At 39.0% G+C, this 24583-nt stretch carries 22 protein-coding genes; 18 read left to right on the forward strand and 4 right to left on the reverse strand.

Translation table 11 applies throughout. The annotated features are described in order from the left end of the window. The first annotated feature begins 152 nt into the window (after window positions 1-152). On the forward strand, window positions 153-479 hold the full coding sequence (locus tag E0E36_RS19105) for a HesB/IscA family protein (protein WP_013666284.1): 327 nt from the start codon (window positions 153-155) through the stop codon (window positions 477-479). Between the two features lie 16 nt (window positions 480-495). On the opposite strand, the gene E0E36_RS19110 is transcribed toward E0E36_RS19105, so the two are convergent. Then, entirely contained in the window at window positions 496-1692 is a 1197-nt protein-coding gene (locus E0E36_RS19110; RefSeq protein WP_130857358.1) for a cysteine desulfurase family protein, read from the reverse strand. A 289-nt stretch (window positions 1693-1981) separates the two neighbouring features. Between E0E36_RS19110 and E0E36_RS19115 the strand changes: the two genes are divergently transcribed. From E0E36_RS19115 to E0E36_RS19170, 12 genes are all read left to right on the forward strand, one after another. Next, window positions 1982-4684 (forward strand): alpha-L-rhamnosidase-related protein, encoded by a 2703-nt coding sequence (locus tag E0E36_RS19115; protein ID WP_130857359.1) that lies wholly within the window; start codon window positions 1982-1984, stop codon window positions 4682-4684. Between the two features lie 4 nt (window positions 4685-4688). Next, entirely contained in the window at window positions 4689-6473 is a 1785-nt protein-coding gene (locus E0E36_RS19120; RefSeq protein WP_013666288.1) for a chloride channel protein, read from the forward strand. Window positions 6474-6571: 98 nt separating this feature from the next. Further along, window positions 6572-7162: an LEA/WHy family protein gene (locus tag E0E36_RS19125; RefSeq protein WP_242627319.1), complete on the forward strand. Its 591-nt coding sequence runs from the start codon at window positions 6572-6574 to the stop codon at window positions 7160-7162. 42 nt (window positions 7163-7204) lie between these two features. Beyond that, a complete protein-coding gene (locus tag E0E36_RS19130; protein WP_013666290.1) occupies window positions 7205-8095 on the forward strand; it encodes a helix-turn-helix domain-containing protein in 891 nt (296 codons plus the stop codon). A gap of 496 nt (window positions 8096-8591) precedes the next feature. Beyond that, window positions 8592-9041, forward strand: a complete 450-nt coding sequence (locus tag E0E36_RS19135; RefSeq protein ID WP_013666291.1) for a MarR family winged helix-turn-helix transcriptional regulator — start codon at window positions 8592-8594, stop codon at window positions 9039-9041. Window positions 9042-9088: 47 nt separating this feature from the next. Further along, on the forward strand, window positions 9089-10294 hold the full coding sequence (gene spt, locus E0E36_RS19140) for a serine palmitoyltransferase (protein ID WP_013666292.1): 1206 nt from the start codon (window positions 9089-9091) through the stop codon (window positions 10292-10294). A 32-nt stretch (window positions 10295-10326) separates the two neighbouring features. Beyond that, window positions 10327-11445 (forward strand): hypothetical protein, encoded by a 1119-nt coding sequence (locus E0E36_RS19145; protein WP_130857362.1) that lies wholly within the window; start codon window positions 10327-10329, stop codon window positions 11443-11445. Window positions 11446-11666: 221 nt separating this feature from the next. Beyond that, window positions 11667-14243, forward strand: coding sequence for a DUF5686 and carboxypeptidase-like regulatory domain-containing protein (locus E0E36_RS19150; RefSeq protein WP_130857363.1), 2577 nt, complete (start codon window positions 11667-11669; stop codon window positions 14241-14243). Between the two features lie 87 nt (window positions 14244-14330). Continuing rightward, entirely contained in the window at window positions 14331-14963 is a 633-nt protein-coding gene (locus tag E0E36_RS19155) for a sterol desaturase family protein (protein WP_013666295.1), read from the forward strand. A 75-nt stretch (window positions 14964-15038) separates the two neighbouring features. Beyond that, on the forward strand, window positions 15039-15794 hold the full coding sequence (locus E0E36_RS19160) for a CDP-alcohol phosphatidyltransferase family protein (protein ID WP_341273590.1): 756 nt from the start codon (window positions 15039-15041) through the stop codon (window positions 15792-15794). Continuing rightward, window positions 15778-16209 carry a GtrA family protein gene (locus E0E36_RS19165; RefSeq protein WP_130857364.1) on the forward strand — a complete coding sequence of 144 codons (432 nt, stop codon included), beginning with the start codon at window positions 15778-15780 and terminating at the stop codon, window positions 16207-16209. The genes E0E36_RS19160 and E0E36_RS19165 overlap by 17 nt, the downstream gene beginning before the upstream one ends. Window positions 16210-16217: 8 nt before the next feature. Further along, window positions 16218-16805, forward strand: a complete 588-nt coding sequence (locus E0E36_RS19170; protein WP_130857365.1) for a DUF4833 domain-containing protein — start codon at window positions 16218-16220, stop codon at window positions 16803-16805. 33 nt (window positions 16806-16838) lie between these two features. Here the strand turns inward: E0E36_RS19170 and E0E36_RS19175 are convergent, their stop codons facing one another. From E0E36_RS19175 to E0E36_RS19185, 3 genes are all read right to left on the reverse strand, one after another. Next, the gene (locus tag E0E36_RS19175; RefSeq protein WP_130857366.1) at window positions 16839-18113 is read right to left on the reverse strand and encodes a DUF6600 domain-containing protein; all 1275 of its coding nucleotides are present in this window, start codon (window positions 18111-18113) and stop codon (window positions 16839-16841) included. Window positions 18114-18260: 147 nt separating this feature from the next. After that, window positions 18261-19976 carry a GMC oxidoreductase gene (locus tag E0E36_RS19180; RefSeq protein WP_130857367.1) on the reverse strand — a complete coding sequence of 572 codons (1716 nt, stop codon included), beginning with the start codon at window positions 19974-19976 and terminating at the stop codon, window positions 18261-18263. Window positions 19977-19987: 11 nt separating this feature from the next. Then, window positions 19988-20530 carry a gluconate 2-dehydrogenase subunit 3 family protein gene (locus E0E36_RS19185; RefSeq protein ID WP_013666301.1) on the reverse strand — a complete coding sequence of 181 codons (543 nt, stop codon included), beginning with the start codon at window positions 20528-20530 and terminating at the stop codon, window positions 19988-19990. 251 nt (window positions 20531-20781) lie between these two features. On the opposite strand from E0E36_RS19185, the gene E0E36_RS19190 reads away from it, so the two are divergent. The 5 genes from E0E36_RS19190 to E0E36_RS19210 all read left to right on the forward strand — a co-directional run bounded on the left by E0E36_RS19190 (window position 20782) and on the right by E0E36_RS19210 (window position 24580). Next, window positions 20782-21366: a DUF4230 domain-containing protein gene (locus E0E36_RS19190; RefSeq protein ID WP_130857368.1), complete on the forward strand. Its 585-nt coding sequence runs from the start codon at window positions 20782-20784 to the stop codon at window positions 21364-21366. Between the two features lie 66 nt (window positions 21367-21432). Continuing rightward, the gene (locus E0E36_RS19195) at window positions 21433-21906 is read left to right on the forward strand and encodes a GAF domain-containing protein (RefSeq protein WP_130857369.1); all 474 of its coding nucleotides are present in this window, start codon (window positions 21433-21435) and stop codon (window positions 21904-21906) included. Window positions 21907-21959: 53 nt separating this feature from the next. Next, window positions 21960-22775 (forward strand): hypothetical protein, encoded by an 816-nt coding sequence (locus E0E36_RS19200; protein WP_130857370.1) that lies wholly within the window; start codon window positions 21960-21962, stop codon window positions 22773-22775. A 75-nt stretch (window positions 22776-22850) separates the two neighbouring features. Beyond that, window positions 22851-23753: a histone deacetylase family protein gene (locus E0E36_RS19205; protein WP_130857371.1), complete on the forward strand. Its 903-nt coding sequence runs from the start codon at window positions 22851-22853 to the stop codon at window positions 23751-23753. An 11-nt stretch (window positions 23754-23764) separates the two neighbouring features. Next, window positions 23765-24580 (forward strand): alpha/beta hydrolase, encoded by an 816-nt coding sequence (locus tag E0E36_RS19210; protein ID WP_013666305.1) that lies wholly within the window; start codon window positions 23765-23767, stop codon window positions 24578-24580. The last annotated feature ends 3 nt before the right edge of the window (window positions 24581-24583 follow it).

The following is a 24583-nucleotide window of genomic DNA, read 5'->3' on the forward strand; positions in this document are numbered from 1 at the left end:
CACCATTATTTTACATTGCCGATGATCGTATTAGTTTATTAACAAAGGCTTAGCTGATGTCTAATCCCTGTCATTTTCCGTTCGCCTTGGGCAATCGGTTTTTTATTTTATGGGGGATTCGCGATATTTGATGAAATATTTATTTTAATGATATGATAACTGTTACAGATAAGGCAAAAGATAGGATCAATGAGATTCTTCGTGAGGAAAAGTATGATGCATCATATTTTGTGCGGGTTGCTGTGGAAAGTGGTGGTTGTTCAGGACTTACCTATAAGCTTGATTTTGATAATGAGGAACGCACGGGCGATCAAGCTTTCGAGGATAAGGGCGTTAAAATTGTATTGGATATTAAGTCTTTTCTTTATCTGGCCGGTACAAAGTTGGACTATAGCGATGGGTTAACAGGTAAAGGTTTTAATTTTATTAATCCGAATGCCTCGCGCACCTGTGCTTGTGGTGAGAGCTTTTCAGTCTAATTGATAATATATTTTCTTATATTAAACCTGCTTCATGCATATTCCAAATCGGCGAAGCAGTTCTCAATTTGCTTACAGTGCTTCGTACAGAGTCGATCGTATAATCGATCTGTTGTTTTGTTGTGAATCTTCCCAAGCTGAAACGGAGAGCACTTTCCGCTTCTTCTTTCTTCAGTCCCATGGACAGGAGTACATGAGAAGGTTCTCTACTTCCGCTGGCACAAGCGGCGCCTGCCGACAATGCGAGCTGCGGTAGTTGCGCCATGATTTCGGTGCCTTTTATATAGCGAAAGCAGATATTAGAGACATGGGGCAACCGGTTCAAGCTATCACCATTTATTGATGTTTCCGGTAGTGTAAGCAAGGAAGTTTCCAAGTAATCCCGAAGTTGTTTTAATTTTTCAGATTCCTCTCTTTGGGTGCGGTCTGCCATTTCGGCTGCGGCACCCAATCCAACGATGCCTGGAACATTTAAGGTGCCCGCACGGAGATTGTTCTCCTGCTTTCCGCCCTGGAGAAGAGCCCCTACTTGGATCGGGTTATTTCGCCGCTTAATATACAAAGCCCCGACCCCTTTAGGGCCGTAGATTTTGTGTGCACTTAGTGCCAACATATCTATACCTTGATCCACAACGTTAACCGGCACTTTGCCCACTGCTTGCGTGGCGTCGCAAAAAAATAGAATGTTATGTTTTCTTGCAATGGTACCAATCTGTTCTATCGGGTGAATTACGCCTGTTTCATTGTTTGCAAACATTAGGCATATTAAGATCGTATCTCGTCTTATGGCTTGATGCAGCTCATCTATTGAAATGTTACCAAGATGATCGGTTTTCAACTTCGTAATTTCGGCACCTTGATTGCTTAAAAAAGTACAGGTATCTAAAACGGCAGGATGTTCCGTGGAACATGTAATAATATGCTTACCAATGTGTTGATAATAATATAAGATTCCCTTAAGCGCCTGATTAATTGCTTCCGTAGCGCCCGATGTGAAAACGATTTCTTTAGGAGATGCGTGGATCAGCTTTGCAACCTGTTCTCGGGCAATTTCAACCGCTTCGGCAGATCTTCTTCCTAGGCGATGATATATGCTGGAGGCATTCCCGTAGGTTTCACTGAAATAAGGCAGCATTAACTGTAGGACAGAGGGGTCAACCGGTGTGGTTGCGCAATAGTCAAGGTAGATGAAATCCGAGCTTATATTAAACATAAGTAAGGTACTGTAATCGAATATTCTTAAAACTTTTTTTATAAGGACTTGTATTGATAGAAGCTCTTTGATTTGTAGAGCAGATTTTCAATACGAGCGCTTGCTAGTCTCAATAATGCTATTCAACGCTACATTGAAATCAATGCTAAACAAAGTTAACAAATTTTGATGGGTTTGATTGTACATGAATTTTACTTAGGTTTGCAGCAAATTTTTGAGATCTGCTTACCTACGCTGGCATTCTTCGTTAGAGCCATCATCTCTTGGGTAATCAAGCTATTATAATAAAATGAATAGAAGATCTAAGTATCTTACCTTTATTGTTGCCACCGTATCTGCCTTACTATCATGTGGTAAAAATTTCAATAAAAACGAAATTTTCCAATCGGAGGCTTTTGCACTGTATGGAGATCGAGTTGTCCAGGGTTCGTTTGAAGCGAAGGCGATATCTCCGACAGAACTGGTAAGTAACTACAAAAGCCTGTACTACGATACGCTTAGTCCGCGCATAAATTTTAAGTTTAGTATAAACGGAAAAGATAATGAGCTTCCTTCGGGGATTTATCATTCCGTTGTTGTTCTACCTGAAGAAACAGGAGAGAAGATTGTTTCAGTTAAATTTGGTAAACCCTATAAGGATGAAACGAGTATACCTCCACGAACCTACCTTGCTCCGGGGACAAAAGTGAAAATCAAGCTCGACCTAACGGAAATTTTTGCAGCATTTGAAAAAGAGGGATTTTATACAAATTTTAACGGGCTAAAAATTTATGAAGAAGATTTCAACCGCGTTTATGTTGCTGGCAATATCAAACCTCTTCTATGGGATTTTGATAATTTGGTCAATCATCCTGAATTGGAAATGAAAGACCATGACGGAGATCATATCTATGAAATCACTTTGACCTTTAACCACTCTAATAGAAAAAGTAATCAGAATACTTGGAAATTAACTCGAGATATCAGCTCATTTCCGATTTACTCATCGCCTTACCCACTGTTAGATGCGCTCCATAATATGGCGATAGAAGAGCTTCTGGAGAAAGTGCAAGGAGATAGCACTTTGCAACTGAAAAAGAAGGGGAGCACAAATAATTGGAATCATGTTAATTATAGCATCATTCTTTCATTGGCAGCAATTGCACCGGAACTGGCAAAGAAGAATTTAATGCAACAGATTCATGATGGGCAGTTAGCACAAAGTGAGGGAACGGGCGGTGCATACCCTATTTCAACAGACCGAGCTTTGTGGGTAATTGCGGCTTGGGAAGTTTACAAAGTCACCGGTGATATAAGCTGGTTGAAAAATTGCTATCGAATTGCAAAAAATATCGTTGAAGAAGACCGTTTGTTGGTTTTCGACGCCAATAGCGGACTTATGCACGGCGAGTCTAGTTTTTTAAACCAGCGCGAGCAGAGTTATCCGAAATGGATGCAACCGACCGATATTTATGAGTCTATGGCCATAAGCACGAATGCAATACACTACGGCGCTTTAAGTAGTCTTTCTGCTATGGCTAGACAGATGTCGAAAAACAAAGAGGGTAGTAAATATAAAATTTGGGCGGACAGCTTAAAAACCAATATAAATAGGCACCTTTGGATAGATGATAAATCGCGTTATGCACAATACCTGTATGGCAGCGTAAACAAACTCCCTTCGGAACGATCGGATGCATTAGGGAATGCCTTGGCTATTTTATTCAATGTTGCTGATGTTGAACGACAGAAAGTCCTGGTGGAAAATATGCCTATTCTGCCATTTGGGGCAGCTTGCATTTATCCGCAGACAACTTTTATCCCAACTTATCAGAATAATGCTATTTGGCCATTTGTACAAAGTTATGTCGCTATGGCTGCTGCGAAGGTATACAATGAACAATCCGCCTTAGCCAGTTTAGCGGCTATATATAGAGCGGCAGCGATGTATCTTACGAATAAGGCAAACTTCAGAGCTGATAACGGGAATTATGAACCGACTTTAGCCAACGAGGACGGAGCCTTAAGTAGTCTAGCGGGAAATCTGGGATTGATCTATCAAGTCTTCTTCGGATTTCAATTTGAACCCGACGGACTTCGATTACGTCCGTATATACCTAAAAAGCTACGGGGAGAAAGAAAGCTAACAGGATTTAAATATCGGAATGCAAGCTTAGATATTACATTAAGTGGTTACGGTAATGTCATTACGTCTATCAAACTTGATGACGATGAATTAAAAGAAGCCTTTCTTCCAGGAAATATCAAAGGAAAACATAAGCTAACAATTGTATTGGGAGACAATCAAATACCGCAGGGAAAAATTCATACAACACCCAATTACTTTGCAATAGATATGCCTGCCCTTCGTTATGATAACGGTAAGCTAAAATGGCGTATCGTTGAAGATGCTGTCAATTATAAAGTGCTCAAAAACGGAAGAGTACAAACATTAATTGATCAAAACGAGATTAACATCAACCAAAACGAGTTTGCAGAATATCAAATAATCGCAGTCGATTCCGCAGGTGTTGAATCATTTGCAAGCGCTCCCTATACCGTATATTCACCTGAAGCAGCACAAATAATTGAAATAGAAAGTTTTGGAAAAATATCAAAAGAAAAAAAGGTAAAGGGATATTCGGGTAAAGGCTTCATCGATTTGGCGCTCCCTGCAAACGATTCGTTAACCTTTATCGTTAATGTTGCGGATACCGGCCTTTACGCTATTGACTTTCGTTATGCGAATGGAAATGGAGACATAGGAACAGGTGAAGCGTGTGCGCTAGCAAGTCTGGAGAGTGTAAAACAGTCGTTAGGAGGGGTGGTTTTCCCCCAAAGGGGAGGTGGAGAGCGGTCTGATTGGGGTTTTAGCAATAAAGTGATTGCCAGGTTAAATAAAGGAGAACAGCCGCTAAAACTTATTGTGCCAAGCAATGACGCTGCTAATGTTAAAAGAATACATAAAAGAAGTGCATTCATTGACTATATTAGAGTAATAAAAACAAAGTAGTATTTTGGAAGCAAGGAAGGGTATTATTTACAAAATCAACCAATGGCGTATTCAAAAAATTTCCAATCGGAATTTTTTGGTGATTTTAGCGGTCGTTGTCGGCCTAATTGGTGGTTTAGCCGCCTCTGGTTTGAAAGCGCTCACTCACGGAATTGCTGCATTTCTACAGAATGATGTACAGTCGGAATATAAATACTATCTATACCTGTTTTTCCCCCTCATTGGGATATTACTAACCGTTATTTACGTTCGTCGCTTTATTCGTAGAGGAAAATTTGAGCATGGCATTACACCGATCCTGTATGCCATTTCCAGAAAATCGAGTCGGATTGAAAACCATAATGTGTACTCTCAAATCATCACATCTGCTCTTACCGTGGGATTTGGCGGATCGGCAGGATTGGAGGCTCCTATTGCTTATAGTGGTTCGGCCATTGGATCCAATGTTGCACGGTTTTTTGGACTTAATTATCGTGAAGTAACGATGTTGTTGGCCTGCGGTGCTGCAGCAGGTATAGCCGGGGCTTTTAACAGTCCTGTTGCAGGTATGGTGTTCGCAATAGAAATTCTATTGCCTGAGTTTTCAATTCCCGCCTTTATCCCCTTACTTATGGCTGCCGCAACAGCATCGGTAGTATCGAGAGTGTTATATAGTGAGCCATTATTTTACTTGGTATCCGATGAGTGGGTTCTGCCTGCCTTATTTTTTTATGTAGTTTTAGGCGGGCTGGTTGGATTGTTTTCCATTTATTTTACCAAAGTTGATGGTTGGGTTAAAACTTGGTTCTCCGCTGTAAAGAATCCCTATCATAAAGTTTGGTTGGGAGGACTTAGTTTAGGGGTGTTAATATTTGTCTTCCCCGCTTTATATGGAGAAGGATACATCGCCATTCAGCAGCTTTTACTTGGTAAAGCCAATTCATTGCTGGCCAACAGTATCTTTTCTGATTATAAGCATGTGGGCTGGATGGTAATTGTTTATAGTCTTATAACTGTTTTTGCTAAATCTTTCGGTACACTTATTACGCTAAATAGTGGAGGAAATGGCGGAACTTTTGGACCTAGTTTGGTTATGGGAGGACTTCTGGGTTTTGTTTTTGCCCACGGTATCAATCTTACGGGGTTAACTTATCTTACAGAGGCCAATTTTATTGTTGCCGGTATGGCCGCCGCCTTAAGTGGCATTATGCATGCACCGTTGACGGCTATCTTCTTGATCGCTGAAATAACGGGAGGCTATACATTAATGGTACCTCTTATGATTGTATCGGCTATTTCTTATTTTATTAATCGTGCCACAGTTAAGTATTCGATCTATACAAAAAATTTAGCCATACACGGTGATTGGCTTTCTCATGAAGATAAAGATAAAACGGTTTTGAGAATGATGAAACTACGCTATGTCTTGGAAACGAACTTCACTGTATTACATCCCGATGAAAAACCGGTAGATCGGCGGTCAGATATCATTCATACCAAAAGAAATATTTTTCCTGTAGTAGATGAAAATCGGAAATTACTGGGCGTCATATACAGCGAACGCTTATTTAGCATCCTGATGGGAGAGGAGGTAACGGATAAAACGATGAAAGAGCTGGCTCAAGCTCCTCTAGATGTGGTAAGAATGAACGCCAATATGTATGATGTTATGAGGAAAATGGACCGGGAGGATATTTGGATCCTACCTGTCTTGGATGATAATGATCGTTATATGGGATTTGTTTCTAAATCTGCTATTTTTAATAAGTACAGAGCTTTGCTGGTGAGGCAAGGAGCCTATTTAGATTAGCCCTTTAAGTCTTTCTACGATCCCGTTTAACAAATATTAACCTTAATTGTCATCCCAATAACTTACTTTTGCTGTTAGGTGACACAAGAAATTTTATAATGAACAAGTTATTTTTAGCGATACTGCTTCCAATATTCGTTTCATGTGGTATTAATCAACAGGCCAAGCAAATTAAGGCTTTGGAAAAATGTAAATATGAAGTGAAAAGCGTAGATAGTGTCTTTCTGGCAGGTGCAGATATAGTTAAAATGCTTCAGTCGGGAAATATTGATACCCGCAGTATGGGCGGCGTGGCGATGGGTATGTTACGGAAAGAAATACCTTTGAAGGGAATATTGCATTTGAAAATCACTAATCCTACCACTAATTTAGCCGGGATTAATCAGTTTCAATATCAACTCCTTATGAAGGACAAAGAATTAGCTACCGGACTGGTTAATCAACAAATAAAAGTGAAACCCGGTGAATCAGTGGAGGTTCCGGTTTTAATTGATGCCAATGTTTATGGCTTGCTTTCCAACGGATCGGTATTGCAGGAAATATCAGATTTCATTTCAGGGAAAAATGCCAAGCAAGAAAGCGTGTTAACCATAAAATTAAAACCAACTATTGCTATTGGGAATAAAACAATAAATTATCCCGGTTGGATAACGTTCGATAGAAAAGTTACCCGCAGCTTGTTGTTGTAGTTTTTTTCGGAAAAGACGAGATGCCTAACTTACGCTGTATATATGAAAAAGAAATCACCTCAGATCACTTCGCACCATCTTTCTGAAGATGATTCTAGAGAATTTATTGTTTTTCATATCAATAAACGCCTGTTAAGTTCAAAGGAGTTTAAGCCTTATGATATTTTTAATCCTTTTAAGTCTGATTTCTTTGCTGTATTAATGGTCCATGAAGGATCTATAGATATTAATTTGAACTTGCAGCACTTTCGATTGGAAAAAAACAATCTGTTGGCATTTGCTCCCAATATGATCAAACGGTTGATTTCTATTAGTGATGACTGCAAATTTTATGCTATTCTGTATAAATCGTCTTTTTTGGTTAATGCAAATATTAGAGAGTTCCATCAGGATGTATACGACCTATCCGTTTCAGGTATGCCCTTATATAACCTGGCATTACATGAGATCAAAATCCTAAATAACTTAATTGAAGTTATGTTATTGCGCAATCATGCGGAAGATGCGAATATGAACGATGCCGTCGTGAAGCACAGTTTTTTAACCTTTATGTATGAGTATGCTTTTTTGTACAGGAAATACATAAGAGAGAAGAACCGAAAGGTGTCACGAAAGGAAGACATTATGCTTCGCTTTACCAAGTTGGTAGCCGATAACTTTAAGGAAGAACGAAGTGTTGATTTTTATGCAAAAAAGCTTTTTATAACACCCAAGTACCTATCGGAAGTTACTAAAGATGTTTCGGGCAAAACTGCCAGCGCTATTATCGCGGAAATGGTAATCATGGAAGCGAAGAGCTTATTGAGCATACCCTCTCTAACTGTCATAGAAGTAGCTGATTTTCTGAATTTCAGTGATATGTCTTTTTTCGGAAAATATTTTAAAAGGTACACAGGTGTCAATCCAACAAGCTACAGGAAGACGATCGCTTAATGTAGAATACTCATGTTAATGTCAAATTTGTTGGTAACGCAACGATTATTTTTGTTGATAACTTTTTCCTATCTCTATACTCTTTATCTTAGTCTTTTATATTGCTTTGGTCTGTAATTGGTTGAAAATAAGCGAATAATAGTGTGTATTATATTAACGTTTAAGGAATATTTCGTTGATATAAAATAAATTTTTATGCAGTTTCGAAGATTTTGTTAATTTTATATTAACAAAACAATGTACATAACCTAATCTTACAGCGAAATAAAATACAGAATTTTAGACGTGTTGCTGTATGAAGAATAGCTGTAAAATGTTGGTTTAACCTAAAAATAGGCAGGATTTTTAAATAAATTTCATCTTTAAGATTGAGATGAGAGCAGATTTTATACAGAAAAAATGACCAATTTTGGCGACATATGTACCTTTTTTAAATTTAATATTGAATTGATATTTGTGGCGTTATTAGTTGACATACAAACGATTTTTATAATAGATGAATCAGGTGAAAAATAATGATGATTTAGCCATATTCCACCTCGATAACCTGAGTAAGTTGTTGCGAAACAAAGCCAATCAATATTTGTCAGCTCAAGGAATCGAAGTGAGGATAGAACAGCTGCCTGTTTTGTTTAGTATACCGGAGGAGGGGCTTCCGCAGCAGCAAATTGCAGATGAGATCGGGAGAGATAAATCGTCGGTACTTCGGACTATTTCCAATTTAGAAAAGGAAGATTTGGTCCGAGTAACTACAGATGTAGCTGATAAAAGAAAAAATTGCGTCATGCTTACACCCAAGGGGCGTGCTTTGGCAAGACTTATCAAAGACAAAATAGTGAATCTTGAAAAAGTTTTGTTCAATAGCTTGAAGAGCCCGGAGCATGATCGATTTATGCAGGTAATAAAATCGATTGGGAATAACCTGCAAAATATACATATAATATAACTGTGTTAAAAAGTAGATGAACCCTCGGGTTTTAAATTTTCAATTAAATGAGCAGAAATTTTGACAAGCGTATAGCAGATTTTAAAGATGCGGCGGTGATAAAAGAGAAAGGCCTCTATCCTTATTTCAGACCGATCGAGTCTGGACAGGACACGGAAGTCGTCATCAACGGGAAGAAAGTACTCATGTTTGGCTCAAATTCTTATTTGGGATTAACCAACCACCCAAAAATTATTGAAGCTGCTCAAAAGGCTACCGCAAAATATGGCACGGGCTGTGCCGGCTCACGTTTTTTGAACGGAACGCTTGATATTCATGAGGAATTAGAAGCGAAACTTGCTGCTTACGTAGGTAAAGAAGGGGCTGTTTTATTTAGTACTGGATTTCAGGCTAATCTTGGCGCTCTTTCGTGTTTAACCGGAAGAAACGATTATTTGATTTTAGATGATTGTAATCATGCCTCTATTATAGATGGAAGCCGTTTATCATTCTCTAAAGTTATTAAGTATAAACATAATAACATGTCCGATTTACGCAATAAATTAAGCCAATTACCTGAAGAGGCTGTTAAATTAATTGCTGTTGACGGTGTGTTTAGTATGGAGGGCGATTTCGTCAAGCTTCCCGAATTGATTTCCATTGCAAAAGAATTCGATGCAGCAGTAATGGTAGATGATGCACATGGTTTAGGCGTAATCGGTGAAGCGGGCGCCGGAACGGCTTCGCATTTTGGCCTGACAGATGATGTCGATGTCATTATGGGAACTTTCAGTAAGTCGCTAGCGTCATTAGGTGGTTTTTTAGCAAGTGATGCGAACACGATAGAGTATTTGAAGCATCGAGCACGGTCCTTAATGTTTAGTGCTAGTATGACACCAGCGTCAGCAGCCAGTGTTTTAGCAGCTCTTGAAATCATTCAATCCGAACCCGAACATATTGAGAACCTTTGGAAAAATACCGAATATGCCAAAAGACAATTGTTGGAAAACGGGTTTGACTTGGGGAAAACAGAAAGTCCCATTCTACCGGTTTACATTCGTGACAATGATGCTACATTCTTAATAACGAAAAAATTGCAGGAAGCAGGTGTTTTTGTTAATCCTGTAGTATCTCCTGCCGTGGCTTCACAAGACTCTTTGATTCGATTTTCCTTGATGGCTTCACATACCTTCAACCAAATCGATGAGGCAGTTAGCAAGTTAACAAAGGCATATCGTGAGACTTTAACCAGCGAGTTCGTTAAAATAGCATAAAACCAAAAAGATAGGTATAGCATTTATTTTACATGAAGGTAGTTAACGTTTCGTCCAAGAGTCAATTAAAATCCTTTATAGATTTTCCTCACGATTTATACAAGAATGACAAGAACTATGTGCCGGAACTGTTTATCGCCCAGCGTGACATGCTCACGCCGGGGAAACACCCATTTCATGATCATTCATTTATCCAATTGTTCTTGGCTTACGAAGGTGAGCGAATTGTAGGGCGGATTGCTGCCATTTATAATACAAATCATAACGCCTTTACACAAGCGAATGATGGCTTCTTTGGTTTTTTTGATGCCATAGATGATCAGGTTGTTGTAGACACCCTGTTATCACACAGTATCGCTTGGCTTAAAGAAAAGGGAGCTAACCGGTTAATTGGGCCGATAAACTTATCAACCAACGACTCTTGTGGACTTTTGGTGCAAGGGTTTGATCGACCACCGGTGGCTATGATGCCTTATAATAAGTCATACTACGAAAAGTTATTACTGGCATCTGGCTTGAAAAAGTTTACGGACTTATTAGCTTATCTTGTTATTCGGAATAATTTGAACGACCGATCTGTGCGATTGCTGGGTGCGTTGGAAAACCGATTGAAAAGAAGCGATATAAAGATCAGACAGATTGACAAGAAAAATCTGAAGCGAGAAATTCCTAAGATTAAAGCGCTTTATAATAGTGCTTGGGATAAGAACCTCGGCTTTGTGCCTATGACTGATGAAGAGTTCAACTTTTTAGCAAAAGATTTGTCATTAATTCTAGACCCCAAATATTGCATTATTGCGGAGCAGGGAGATAAAATGGTAGGATTTGCGCTAGGCATTCCGGATATCAACCAAATATTGATTAAGATAAAACGTGGCCGGCTTTTTCCCACAGGAATTTTTAAATTATTATTTGGGCTGAAAAAGGTAACAGGTGTACGTGTATTATTACTGGGTGTTATCGACGGCTATCGCAAAATGGGTATTGAAGCTTGCCTATACGGAACATTAATCAAGAACGCCGAAGGTACGAAAGTTGAGTACGCCGAATGTTCCTGGATGTTGGAAGACAATTACCTAATGAATCATGCTATTGAGCAAATAAACGGTCAACAATACAAGCGATATCGCTTATTTGAAAAAGTAATTTAGCGTTGATTCTTTTATCATCTTTGATGGTAATTTATCTTTCTGCATAAGCTTGTTCTGATTTACAGAGATGTAGAAATAGTATTTTATTTTCTTGTTAAATAAGTGAATCTCTGTTGTGAAGGCTCCAATTTTTGACTTTTTGACCACAATAGTCTTAAATGAAATCCTTTATTTTGCAGTGTAAATTAGGTGTTACACATCTAAACTAATTGAATTAAGAAGTGAAAGTAAATATCGCAAAGATCCACAAAAAATATACCCGTTTTTGTTTATTGTTTTTTTTCGTGTTACTTGGCTGGCAGGTTCATGCGCAAACGACTATCGTACGCGGTGTGATAACTGATGCTGCAACAAAAGAAACACTTCCTTATGTAAGTATTTTAATACCTGGAACCACGATTGGAACTTCAGCTGACGATGAAGGCCATTTTAGTATCAAGATAGACGGTAATTATTCGAAACTTAGATTTGCGTATATAGGATACGTTACGGTAGAGAAAGATATTAAACCAGGAGAGGACCAAGTCGTAAATGTCCAGATGAAAGTGGATGCCAGAATGCTAAATGAAGTGGTTGTTACCGGCAAGAAAGGTAGGTATAGAAATAAAAATAATCCGGCAGTTGAACTGATAAGACAGGTAATCGCTCATAAGAAGGAGAATCAAATGGAAAATTATGATTTCGTTCAATTTGAGGAATACAGCAAACTATCAATGGCATTAAGTAATCTGTCTGATAAATTTAAAGAAAAACGTATATTTAGAAATTATCAATTTTTATTCGCAGAGCAAGATTCTAACGCCATTGGGGGGAAAAACGTGCTTCCTGCTTATATGGAAGAGAAATTGTCAAACATTTATTTCCGTAAAAATCCTTATAAGAAAAAGCGGTATATTCTTGCCGATAAGAAAGCAGAGTTCGACCCACATTTTATTGATAATGATGGGGTAAGTAATTATCTGCATCGATTGTACGAGGATATCAATATTTACGATAACGATATTTCTATCACAACCAATTTGTTTTTGAGTCCTATCGCAAATAATTCCCCTACTTTTTATAAGTTCTTTATCAGCGATACTGTAAAAACGGAAAAGCCATGGTTAGTCGAGTTGAGTTTCGTGCCCCGCAATAAAGCAGATATGTTGTTTGAAGGGAAATTATTTATCACGTTAGATGGTAATTATGCCGTACAGAATGCCTACCTGACGGTAAATAAAGATATCAATCTAAACTTTATGCGGGATTTACAGGCAAAACTTGAATATAGCAAAAATCCTGACGGTCGGTATCATTTAAGTAAAAGCACACTTACAATGGAATTCGCTTTGGGAGATAAAGGAGGTGGTATATTAGGGGAGCGAACTGTATCTTTTCAAAAATATTTAATCGGGCAGTCACAACCGGATAGTATTTACAAAGGCCCGGATGAAGAAATTGCCTATAATCCGGAGGTGAAAACTACAGAAGAGTATTGGAAAGGCGTACGCCATATGCCTCTTGAATTACGTGAAGTCGGTATATACAAGAATGTGGATACCCTTCAAACGATTAAGTCGTTTCGGCGTATTATGGATTGGGGAACCGTGCTATTAGCAGGGTATAAGTCATTTGGTAAGTTTGAAATGGGACCGGCAAGCACCTTTTATAGCTTTAATCCGGTGGAAGGGTTCCGTTTACGCTTGGGCGGTCGGACTACCACGGATCTTAGTAAAAGGATGTTCTTTGAAACTTACGGCGCTTACGGTTTCCGGGATAAAAAATGGAAATATTTTTTGAGTGCCACTTACTCACTTAATAACAAGTCGGTATATTCCTTTCCATTACATTATTTCAAAGCGAGCTATCAACACGATACCAAAATTCCGGGACAGGAGTTGCAATTTGTCCAGGAAGACAATTTCTTACTCTCATTCAAACGGGGTGATAATAATAGATGGCTTTATAATGATATTGCAAAGTTCGAATATGTACATGAGCTGCCAAGCAGATTTTCCTATAAAGTCGGCTTTACACATTGGCGTCAACGCCCCGCGGGCGTGTTGATTTATCAGCGCGAAGATGCTAATGGCAATCTAGTTAATGTGAATGAACTGACATCATCGGAAGTAAATGTCGAGCTTCGTTATGCTCCAAACGAACAATTCTATCAAGGTAAGGTTTATCGTATCCCTATATTCAATAAATATCCAATATTCACACTGCGATATAATATGGGCTTAAAGAACGTTTTCAATAGTACTAATGACTATCATAACTTTAGTGCCAATATCTTTAAACGAGTTTATTTATCGCAATTTGGTTATTCTGATGTCACATTGGAAGGTGGATATATTTTTGGTGAGAACATTCCTTTTCCGCTCTTAGCTATTCATCGGGCGAATCAGACGTATGCGTACCAATTGAATTCTTATAACTTAATGAATTTCCTTGAGTTTGTGAGTGATCATTATGCGGCTGTTAATGTACAGTATTATCTTAATGGTTTTATTTTCAATAAGATTCCGTTACTTAAGCGCTTGAAGTGGCGCGAGGTAGTCAGCTTTAAAGGGTTGTGGGGCGGTTTAAGAAATGAAAACAATCCGAACTATAACAATTCAGTGTATAAATTTTCAATGGATGAAAACGGCTTACCTATTACGTATACCTTAGGAAGTAAACCTTATATTGAAGGAAGTGTCGGCATCGCTAATATCTTTAAATTGGTTCGAGTCGATTTAATTAGAAGATTTACATATTTGGAAAACCCAAATGTTTCCGAATGGGGTATACGAGCGCGGGTTAAATTTGATTTTTAATCGTTTTACGACGCTTTTTTGTTTATTTTTGTCTATTCTTGTCGGCTCTTACACGAACCGATAAGTTATATTATCAAGCGAATTATCATGGCAAAGAATTATGTTTCTAACTCGCAGGAATCAGTAAGGATGTTTAAGAGCAACTTGCTTGAACCGCTAACAAAGGTGCATTTTACGGTGCCTTTGATATTATTTGTGCCGGTTATTGTTTATTTCTCTTGGAAAGCATTTGCGACTTATAATGTATCTATTGGATTTTACTTAGGATATTTTGCTATCGGCCTATTTGTTTGGACATTTACAGAGTATGTAATGCACCGCTTCGTTTTTCATTTGCCCCCTAAGGGAAAAATCATGGAACGGCTGCATTTCATCTTTCATGGTGTGCATCATGACTATCCGATGGATAAATTAAGATTGGTAATGCCACCATCCGTTAGTATTCCGCTTGCTTTGGCCCTATATTACTTGTTTACGTTGTTCTTTAGTAATATTCAGATGGCTGCGTTTTTTCCCGGGTTTATTGTCGGATATCTTTTTTATGATATTGGTCACTATGCCATGCATCATTATAATTTCAAAAGCGGCATTATGAAACGAATAAAACAGCACCACATGCTGCACCATTACCAGGATGCCGACAAAGGATATGGCGTAAGTTCTCCGTTATGGGATTTCATTTTCGGTTCTAATTTTGAAAAAAGAAAAAAGGCGAAATAGCTAAGCGACTTCCTGCAACTGTTAAAAACAGCCGTTCATGAATGCTTTTGAGCATTGTGTGATTGATATGAACTTATGAAAGGAAATAAAACGACTGATGACATGCTTGGAAAAAAGCATGATCAGGTGCAAGAAGAAAATCGAAAAAAAGCGAGTCTTTTTAAAGATAGAAAGCGTACTAACCTTCTAAGAAGTGTTGAGCAACGTGCGATCTCTTATTTAGTTACGAAGATCCCGAATTTTATAACACCTAATATACTGACTGGTATTGGGTTCCTTGGAGGGGTAATGGTTTTGGGAGGTTTTGTACTTGCAAGTTACCTCGATCGTTCTTATCTTTTATTAGGAGTTCTCGGTTTGTTCGTCAATTGGTTTGGAGATTCACTCGATGGCCGAATTGCTTATTATCGTAACATTCCGAGAAAATGGTATGGATTCTCGTTGGATATTATAATGGATTGGATCAATACCGTTATTATGGGGCTTGGTTTTATTATTTATTTAGGAGAAGGCTATGAGCTTTTATCCTATTTTTTCGTAGCCTTATATGGGTGGGCGATGATTATAACACAACTGCGCTATAAAATTACGGATAAATATACCATCGATGCAGGTACCGTTGGGCCCACGGAAATTAGAGGAATTATTAGCCTAATCTTTCTTTTGGAAGTGTTGTATGCAGGAGCTGTTAACGTGTTTTCGGCTCTCGTGGTTGTCATTTTATTTATTGTTAACCTCGTTGATACCAGAAAATTACTGCGTTTGGGTGATACCCGTGATATAGCAGAACGGGCGGTAAAAAGCACTTCCCCTAATGTTAAGGAAAAGTAGTCTCTGTACCTTTGCTAAGGCTCAGTTTTCGGCTTTTTTAGGTGGTTTGGTCGATTATGGAGCGATGATTTTATGTACGGAATTATTGTACATACATTATACTATTTCGATTGTTATTGGTGGGATAATAGGCGCTCTTGTTAATTTTACAGTCAACCGAAACTGGACATTTAGTGGAAAAGAAACAAGGGCAAGAAATGAGGGAATACTTATCCAACTGTTAAAGTTTGCTTCGATGGTAGGTGGAAGTATTCTGTTGAAATCATCCGGCACCTTTTTGGTTACCGAGATTGGGCAAATTGATTATAGGATGAGCCGGGTGTTAGTAGATATCTTAGTGTCGATTGGTTTTAACTACACATTGCAGCGTTATTGGATTTTTAAAAAAATGCCTCCTAATAACCAGATCAGATAAATGTCTTTATGAATATAAATATAGTTAAATCATTGTTTTATGCACTTCTTTTGGGTGTTGGGCTGGCAACATACTCGCCCAATACTTATGCTTCTACGGCAGCATATGAAGATACGCATGCTTATATCGATTCATTTCCTATACCTAAGGATGTGGAACATTTGCTGTTTTATATACAGCGGGACCCCAACACAAATACCATTTGTTATGCGTTAAATGTGGATAAAGGTGGTCGACTCGATTTAGGTAGCCCGATTCATGCTTTTTGGATCCGTTATCCGGAAGGGGGCATACGAAAGGAATTAAATTTTATTCAGCGAAAATTTGCTTACGGTATTAATACGAAAAAATTGAACGATGGTAGCTATGACGTTCGTTCCGTTGCATATAGCAAGTTACCACTGAAATTAAAGAAGGACGCAAAAGGAAGCTATCGTGTCTACGCAAATATTGATGGTAAGGAATCCGTACTTGAGAGAATATTTATCCGAATCGGTGATGGCGGAACTTTTTGGAAGCCTGACGTTAAATATATTGAGCTAAAAGGTATTGAGGTTAAAACCGGCAAACGTATACTTGAACGATTTAAACCCTAAATAGGAAGGCCCGATATGCGGGCCTTCTGTTTTTTATCCTCTGATATTTCTTGAAATTCTTTCCGGGCGATCTTGGCCTCTAGAGGGCCTTTCACTCCTTGAGGGAGCGTTCGATCGCGGTTGTTCACTCCTCTGGATCCGTGGTTGCTCATTTCTTGGCATTCTGGAAGGACCACTTGGTCGTGTGTGCTGTTGTCTTTCAGAACGCCTTACGCCTGGTGCATTGTCTCCGTTAGATCGGGCACTGCCGGCACTGCTTCTCACTCTTCCAGGTCGTTCTATGTTATTTGGCGCCTCTTGTATACGCGAGCGATTTTCCCTTATCCGAGTTTCGCTACTAGGATTTCTTGACGGCCCAACGCTCGAACGATTTGGTCTTTCGGTCTTCTCATTTCCGTTAATATATGGACTTCTCTCTATACGACCCGATGCCCGGTTCGCTATATTTCCGTTTCGACTAGATGGCCTAGTCGTTGATCCGCCCCTAAAGTTATCGGTCTTTCTATCATTCGATCTATTTGCACTCGACCGAATGTTGTCAGCGGAAGTTATCCTAGCTGGTCTTGCCTGATTGCTTCTACTTACATTTGGTCGATAGATTTCCAGCGACCGACCTGTTATTCTTCCTGACCCTGGTCTACTTGCGTTACTTATACGATGTACCGGTACAGAAGATCGCGTAATGCGTTGAATATCACTTCTTCTTGGACCGGAATAATATCGGTGATTATTATATACATAGGTATTGTTAATGATCGTTGTTCTGTTATAAACGTTTACAACGGTTCTTCTCGGGGCGTAATAGCGGTGTATGGAAGTACTTAAGATATAGCGTTGCGGAACAAAAATCCAGTATGAAGAGGGAATGTTAATGTTTATACCGATGCTTACACCGGGGCCTAAGGGAGCCCAGCCATAGTAACCACCTCCTGATCGCCAACTTACCCATGCGGGCCCCCATTCATAACCAGGTACCCAGCACCATCCAAATCGTCTATTATAGTTCCATCTTCCATAGTGAAATGGTGCCCAGCCCCAATCATAATTAGATACCCAGGTATTACCATAATCCGTCATTACCCATCTGCCGTTGGTTGCATAAGGTTGGAAATCGGGATCGACATTCGGTACCCATATATATCCGTAGTCAGGATCATCGATCCATTCTCCATAGGGCGAAAGTTCGTCGTAAAACTGCTGGAATGATACAGTTATTCCAGGTTGTGCATTTACTTTTTTACCAAAGCCAACAATAAATATAAAGCTAAGGGAAAAAAGTAATATGCGTATATTATTCAGTGTTTTCATCGTCTGCTTTTTTAACCTTACGAAATTATTTTCTTTAGTACTATGACAGAAAGTTTTCAGGAAGGTTTAAAAGTAGCCAATGGAGGAGAGATGATCTGTTAGGGCAGAAGCGCTGCAATATAAGGCGACGTGCCCCAACAAATTTTTTTACAGGTTATTTTTTTTCATTTCATTAACAGCAAAATCAACCGCTCTAGCTGAGAAAGCCATGTAGGTAAGCGATGGGTTCTGAGTAGATGTGGAAGTCATGCACGCTCCATCTGTAACAAAAACATTTTTGCAATGGTGAAGCTGATTCCATTTATTGAGCAAAGAAGTCTTGGGGTCTCTTCCCATCCGTACTCCACCCATTTCATGGATATCTAAGCCAGGCGCTTGTCCGGCTGTATTTGCTTGTATATTGGTGAAACCGGCGGTAGTAAACATTTCGGTCATTTGCTCAATGTAATCCGCTTTCATTTTTGCATCATTTTCATCATAATCAACAGCTATTTTAAGCAGCGGAATGCCCCACGCGTCCTTTTTATCACTGTCTAAAGCTACATAATTTGATTCTTTCGGAATGGTTTCAGCCATCATATGAGACCCAACACGCCAAGGGCCCGGTTTAGCGTTTAATAGTTGTTCCTTAAGATCTACTCCTAAACCCGACATATCGCGGTTAGGTGACCGGTAAGCGGAAAATCCTGCTGCATATCCTCTAATAAAATCCGTTTCCTGCTTATGAACATTCCTAAATCTAGGAATATAGCCACCACCGGCTGGATTTCTCCCATCTGTTTTATATTCTTTCATTCCATCGTATTCGGCACTGATCCTTGCGCTGTAGTTATGAAAGGCTACATATTTTCCCAATAGGCCACTGTCATTACCTAAACCATTTGGAAAGCGGTTTGACGTCGAATTTAGGAGAATAAGGTTTGTATTTAGGGCGGCTGCATTCACAAAAATGATCTTTGCAAAATAATCTATTTCCTCTTTTGTGTTCGCATCGATAACTTTGACCCCTATTGCTTTACCTTTCTCTTCATCATAAATGATGGAATGGGCGACTGAGAATGGCCGTAATGTTAGGTTCCCAGTTTTTTGTGCCCATGGAAGCGTGGAAGCATTACTGCTAAAATAACCGCCGAACGGACATCCACGTTGGCAAAGAACCCGGTTTTGGCATTGTACCCGACCTTGTTCTATATGGATGGGGTTGGGTTTAGACAAGTGCGCACAACGTGCACTGATAACATGTCGGCCGCGATATTTCTTTTGTAAGACACCCTTAAAATAATCCTCAACGGCATTTAGTGGATAGGCAGGAAGAAATTCACCATCCGGTAGCTCTTTTAGACCATCTCGATTTCCGGAAATGCCGGCAAATTTTTCGACATAGCTATACCATGGCGCTAGATCTTTGTATCGGATTGGCCAGTCTACTGCGAAACCGTCTCTGCCAGGGCCTTCAAAATCATAGTCGGACCACCGTTGCGTTTGTCGTGCCCACAAAAGAGATTTTCCGCCCACCTGATAGCCTCGAATCCAATCAAAAGGTTTTTCCTGTACATATGGGTGCTCGTTATCTTTTACGAAAAAATGCATAGCATCCTCTCGAAAAGCATAACATCTATTTACGATAGGTGCCGCTTCTTGGATTGCTAAAGGAACCTCGCCCCGGTGTTCAAATTCATAAGGATACATGTTGGTGGTGGGGTAATCTACCACATGTTTGACATCTTTTCCACGTTCTAACACCAGCGTTTTTAACCCTTTTTCCGTTAATTCTTTGGCTGACCAGCCCCCGCTGATTCCGGAGCCGATAACAATAGCATCAAATGTACGTTCCTTTATGCTATCAATATTTATGTTTGACATTTGTACTTCCTTTAGCTTAATTTATCAGTTGATTCTTCTACTTTGGCATACCCATTATATCTCCCGGGAATCAGTTCATATTGCTTCAGATCTTTCATTACATATTGAGAGTTTAAGAAACCCTGAATTGTTCGTTTTTTTGTAATATCGTAAAAACGTTGTTCATCGGTTTCCTTTTCACTACTTGCTATGTATTGTAATAACTGTGTGCGTTGTTGAGCTGATAATACTGTAAATTCTTTTGAAAATTTTTCTTTTGCCAGGATATCTATGCGATCAAGTCCTTTGACAAAGCTATCTCGATCCACTTTATTGTGGCAATCATCCACCATCTTTAACACAAAGAGATGTAAATTCAGCTCTTTGGATCCGAAAGTTTCTGTTTTAGGAAGTATTGTTTCTGTAATCTCAGCTAACAGATCCTCTTGCTTAGCATTGATATCCAAGTTGTTCAACTGAATGGATGCTTTTCCAGCCTCTCCCGAACAGGACGGTAAAATAGCAATACCTCCTGCTATGATAAAAAGGCTTTTGATTGCTGCTCTTCTTTTCATCCGATTTATAGTGTAGTCTTGTTTAGCTTTCTGAAGTTATATAGAATTCAATATTAGTGATAAATATGCTAAGAAAGAAATTGCGCTTGTAGATTTATTCATTTTTCTTTTTTACTAAAACGGTTTTACAGAGCTAGATAAGTTATAAACCGTATGGCGGCGGGATAATGCAATCCTATAGTCACAAGAGATATGATTGCTAATGCGTTATTAAACCTTTTAGGTTAACAATTGTTCAAGCATTAAAAAGTATGTTGAGGAAAACAATTTCTACTATCGTTATTTTGTTGCTAATTGCGGTACTTTTAGTATCGGGGTGGTTTATCTATTACAAATTTGATCTGGGACCTTCAAAAGTACAGGTGGCGGACGATGTAATGGTTGAGCGCATTACCGATATTGGCAAATTAGAGCTGGTTAAATATTCAATGAAGGATGTCCTTGAACGAAAAGAATTACGTTATTTTTTTCCCGATCAGCGTGTGCTTTTCATAGCGGTAGGAGAGGTGGCCGGTTGTATAGACTTGAGAAAAGTAAAGAAAGAAGATATTATTAGAAATGGCTCGGATTCGGTAACTATCTATTTGCCTGAACCCGAGATCTGTTATGTGCGTTTGGATCATAAGCGATCCAAAGTTTATGATATCTCGGGAGCGTGGTTACCGGGTGATACGCAGAATCTAGTTGAAGGTATTTATCAATTGGCGGAGCAGCGCTTGCTGAAAAATGCGCAGGAGATGAATGTTTTAGGTAAGACGAAAGAAAATGCTTCTATTATTTTTAAACCAATGATTGAGAATATAACGGGGGCTAAGATAAATATTGCTTTTAGATAGCAGTCCTCTCTAGGGAAAGCAGCATAAAATAAATAATTTCGTGCCGAAAAGAAAGCAAAAACAAACATGGCAGAAGATTTAGTTATAGCGAAAGGCACAAAAGAGAGTCAATATCAATCTTTGTTACCACAGGTAGAGGCCTTGCTAGAAGGCGAACAAGATTTAATAGCCAATTTGGCAAATATGGCCGCGGCACTTAAAGCACAATTCAATTTTTTTTGGGTCGGCTTTTACCTAATTAAAAATAATGAATTAGTGTTGGGACCATTTCAAGGGCCGGTAGCGTGCACACGTATACAAATGGGTAAGGGTGTTTGCGGCACAGCTTGGAAAGAGAACCGTGTATTGATTGTACCTGACGTAGATCAGTTTCCCGGCCATATCGCCTGTAGTTCCTATTCAAAATCAGAAATTGTATTGCCTGTAAGGCGACAGGGTGGGGATGTTATCGGTGTGCTTGATATTGATAGTGAACGATTGGCTGATTTTGATGAAATAGACGAGAGATACCTGATACAATTACTTGCCCTTTTACCGTAAGCCATTTGAACTTTCTACGGGTCTGTTTGTTAGCGTATAAAAGACTCTTTGTTATGCGTTACATTAGGCAGTTGGCGATTATTAATTTCATTAGTTATTGCTTCGCATTTCTAATATCCATGTTAGGCCAAACACGAGACATCGGTGGATACACGATGGGCGAAATGTCTGCTAAATATGAATCCGGAATAACACCGGCCGCGTTCACTTTCTCTATTTGGTCTGTCATTTATACCGCTCTGTTCCTCATGTTGATCGTTCATTTGATAAAAGCTTTTTCGGAACAGCAACAATTTGTAACGAATCAAGAGGTTTTCCAAATTGGCTTTTCTTTTAGCATCAATCAACTGGCTATTGCAACCTGGGTATATACTTGGTTAAACGATATACCAGGGTTATCACTTGTATTATTACTGGTTCAGCTTTTTACTTTATACTATATGGCCAAACGCCTTCAATTGCTGATTCCCCAAAAGGGAAAACTTTCACTTTTTATTACCCAATTACCCTTGAGTATCTATTTTGGCTGGATAACGATTGCTTGTTTAGCCAATTTTGCGGCATGGTTGGTTTCTTTAGGATGGCTAGCAAATCCGGCAGTAGATCTTTACGTAAGTTATGCTCTATTGCTGACAGCAGCTGTATTAGGAACGGTTACTGTCTATTTTAAGCACAACATATTTTACGGGCTGATTATTATATGGGGCATATACGGGATTTTAATGAAACGATTTGAAGAGGCAGATCCTTATTTTCATTCGTTAATTTATGTAGGCGCGTTCGGGATTATTCTTATACTATTGGCTATTATACGAAGCATTCTAAATTATTCCAACACACAGAAGCGTACTTTTTTAAGCAGAAAGTAAGATTCTGATCCAATTATTTTGTAGTTCACCGATTTTACTATTTTAGTGCTTTTTAAGTTTGTCAATTAAATTAAAGTGCTGAAGATTGCATTTGATCCACTGTATGTTCATCCTGTGCCTGTCGGACATCGTTTTCCGATGTTGAAATATGAATTAATACCTGAACAGCTTGTATATGAGGGGACCGTACTTCCAAACGCTTTTTTTAGGCCTCATGAGGTAGACGAACATTATATTACGTTGGCCCATCAAATCACTTATTGGGAGAAACTTAAAAACCTCAATCTCTCCACAAAAGAGATAAGGCGAACAGGTTTTTCTTTAAGTAAGCTGCTGGTATATAGGGAAATCAGTATTGTTCAGGGGACTATTGAGTGTTGCGACCATGCGTTACAAGATGGAATTGCGTTCAATATAGCCGGTGGTACTCATCATGCCGGAAGCAATTGGGGAGAAGGCTTTTGCTTATTGAACGATCAGGCTATTGGAGCTCATTATCTTTTATCGCAAAAGAAGGCGAAAAAAATATTGATAATAGATTTGGACGTGCATCAAGGAAATGGAACGGCTGATATATTTAAAAGTGAGCAACGCGTTTTTACTTTTTCAATGCATTGTCAACGTAATTTTCCGTTTAGAAAAGAGCATTCCGATTTGGATATCGGTTTACCGGAGGGTGTGGGAGATGAAGAGTACTTAGGGATTCTTGAAAAGAACTTAGAAGCCTTATTTAATCAGGTGAAGCCTGAGTTCGTATTTTATTTGGCAGGGGTGGACGTTCTGGAGACAGACAAATTAGGTTGGCTATCGCTAAGTAAACCGGGATGCAAGACAAGAGATGAAATCGTTTTTGAATATTGTAGGCGTTTCGGAGTACCTGTACAGGTCAGTATGGGAGGTGGATACTCCACACATATTAAAGATATTGTTGACGCTCATTGCAATACCTTTAAAGCGGCTATCGATAAATTATATTAAAATTATCACATATGCATAGAATATTCTTATCCTTAAGTTTTTGTTTTCTTGTCTTCACAGCCTATGCTGCGAAAGTTGATACGGTTCTTACTACAAGTGAATCAATGAAGAAAACGATCAAAGCAGTTGTTATAACACCACGAGTATATAATGGAGAAAAGGCGCTGCCCGTTGTCTACTTGCTTCATGGATACAGTGGCAATTACGCTGACTGGGTGACAAAAGTACCGGCTATTCAAGAACTAGCGGATAATTATCAATACATCATTGTTTGCCCGGATGGTGGTTTCAGCAGCTGGTACCTAGATAGTCCAATTGACCCGCAATTCAAGTATGAAACTTATATCGTGAAGGAATTAATACCCTTTATCGATCAGAAGTATAAGACGGTAAGATCTCGTAATGGCAGAGCAATTACAGGGCTAAGCATGGGCGGGCACGGGGCGCTTTATTTAGCATTCAGACACCAAGATTTATTTGGTGCGGCAGGAAGTATGTCAGGTGGCGTTGACATTCGGCCGTTTCCTGCTAATTGGGATTTATCAAAACGATTAGGGGCTCTGTCGGAACATCCCGAATCGTGGGAAGAACATACCGTTACTAATTTACTACATCTGCTAATGCCTGATAAGTTGGCTATTATTATCGACTGTGGAACGGCTGATTTTTTTTATACCGTTAATGAACAGCTTCATAAGAAAATGATGGATAGAAATATAGAACACGACTATATAACGAGACCTGGTGCCCATAATTGGGAATATTGGTCGAACAGCATAGCTTATCAGCTGTTATTTATGCATCGTTTCTTCTTGAAAAAAGAATAATAC

Origin of the sequence: Olivibacter jilunii, assembly GCF_900607235.1 — a bacterium.
Classification (GTDB): domain Bacteria; phylum Bacteroidota; class Bacteroidia; order Sphingobacteriales; family Sphingobacteriaceae; genus Olivibacter; species Olivibacter oleidegradans.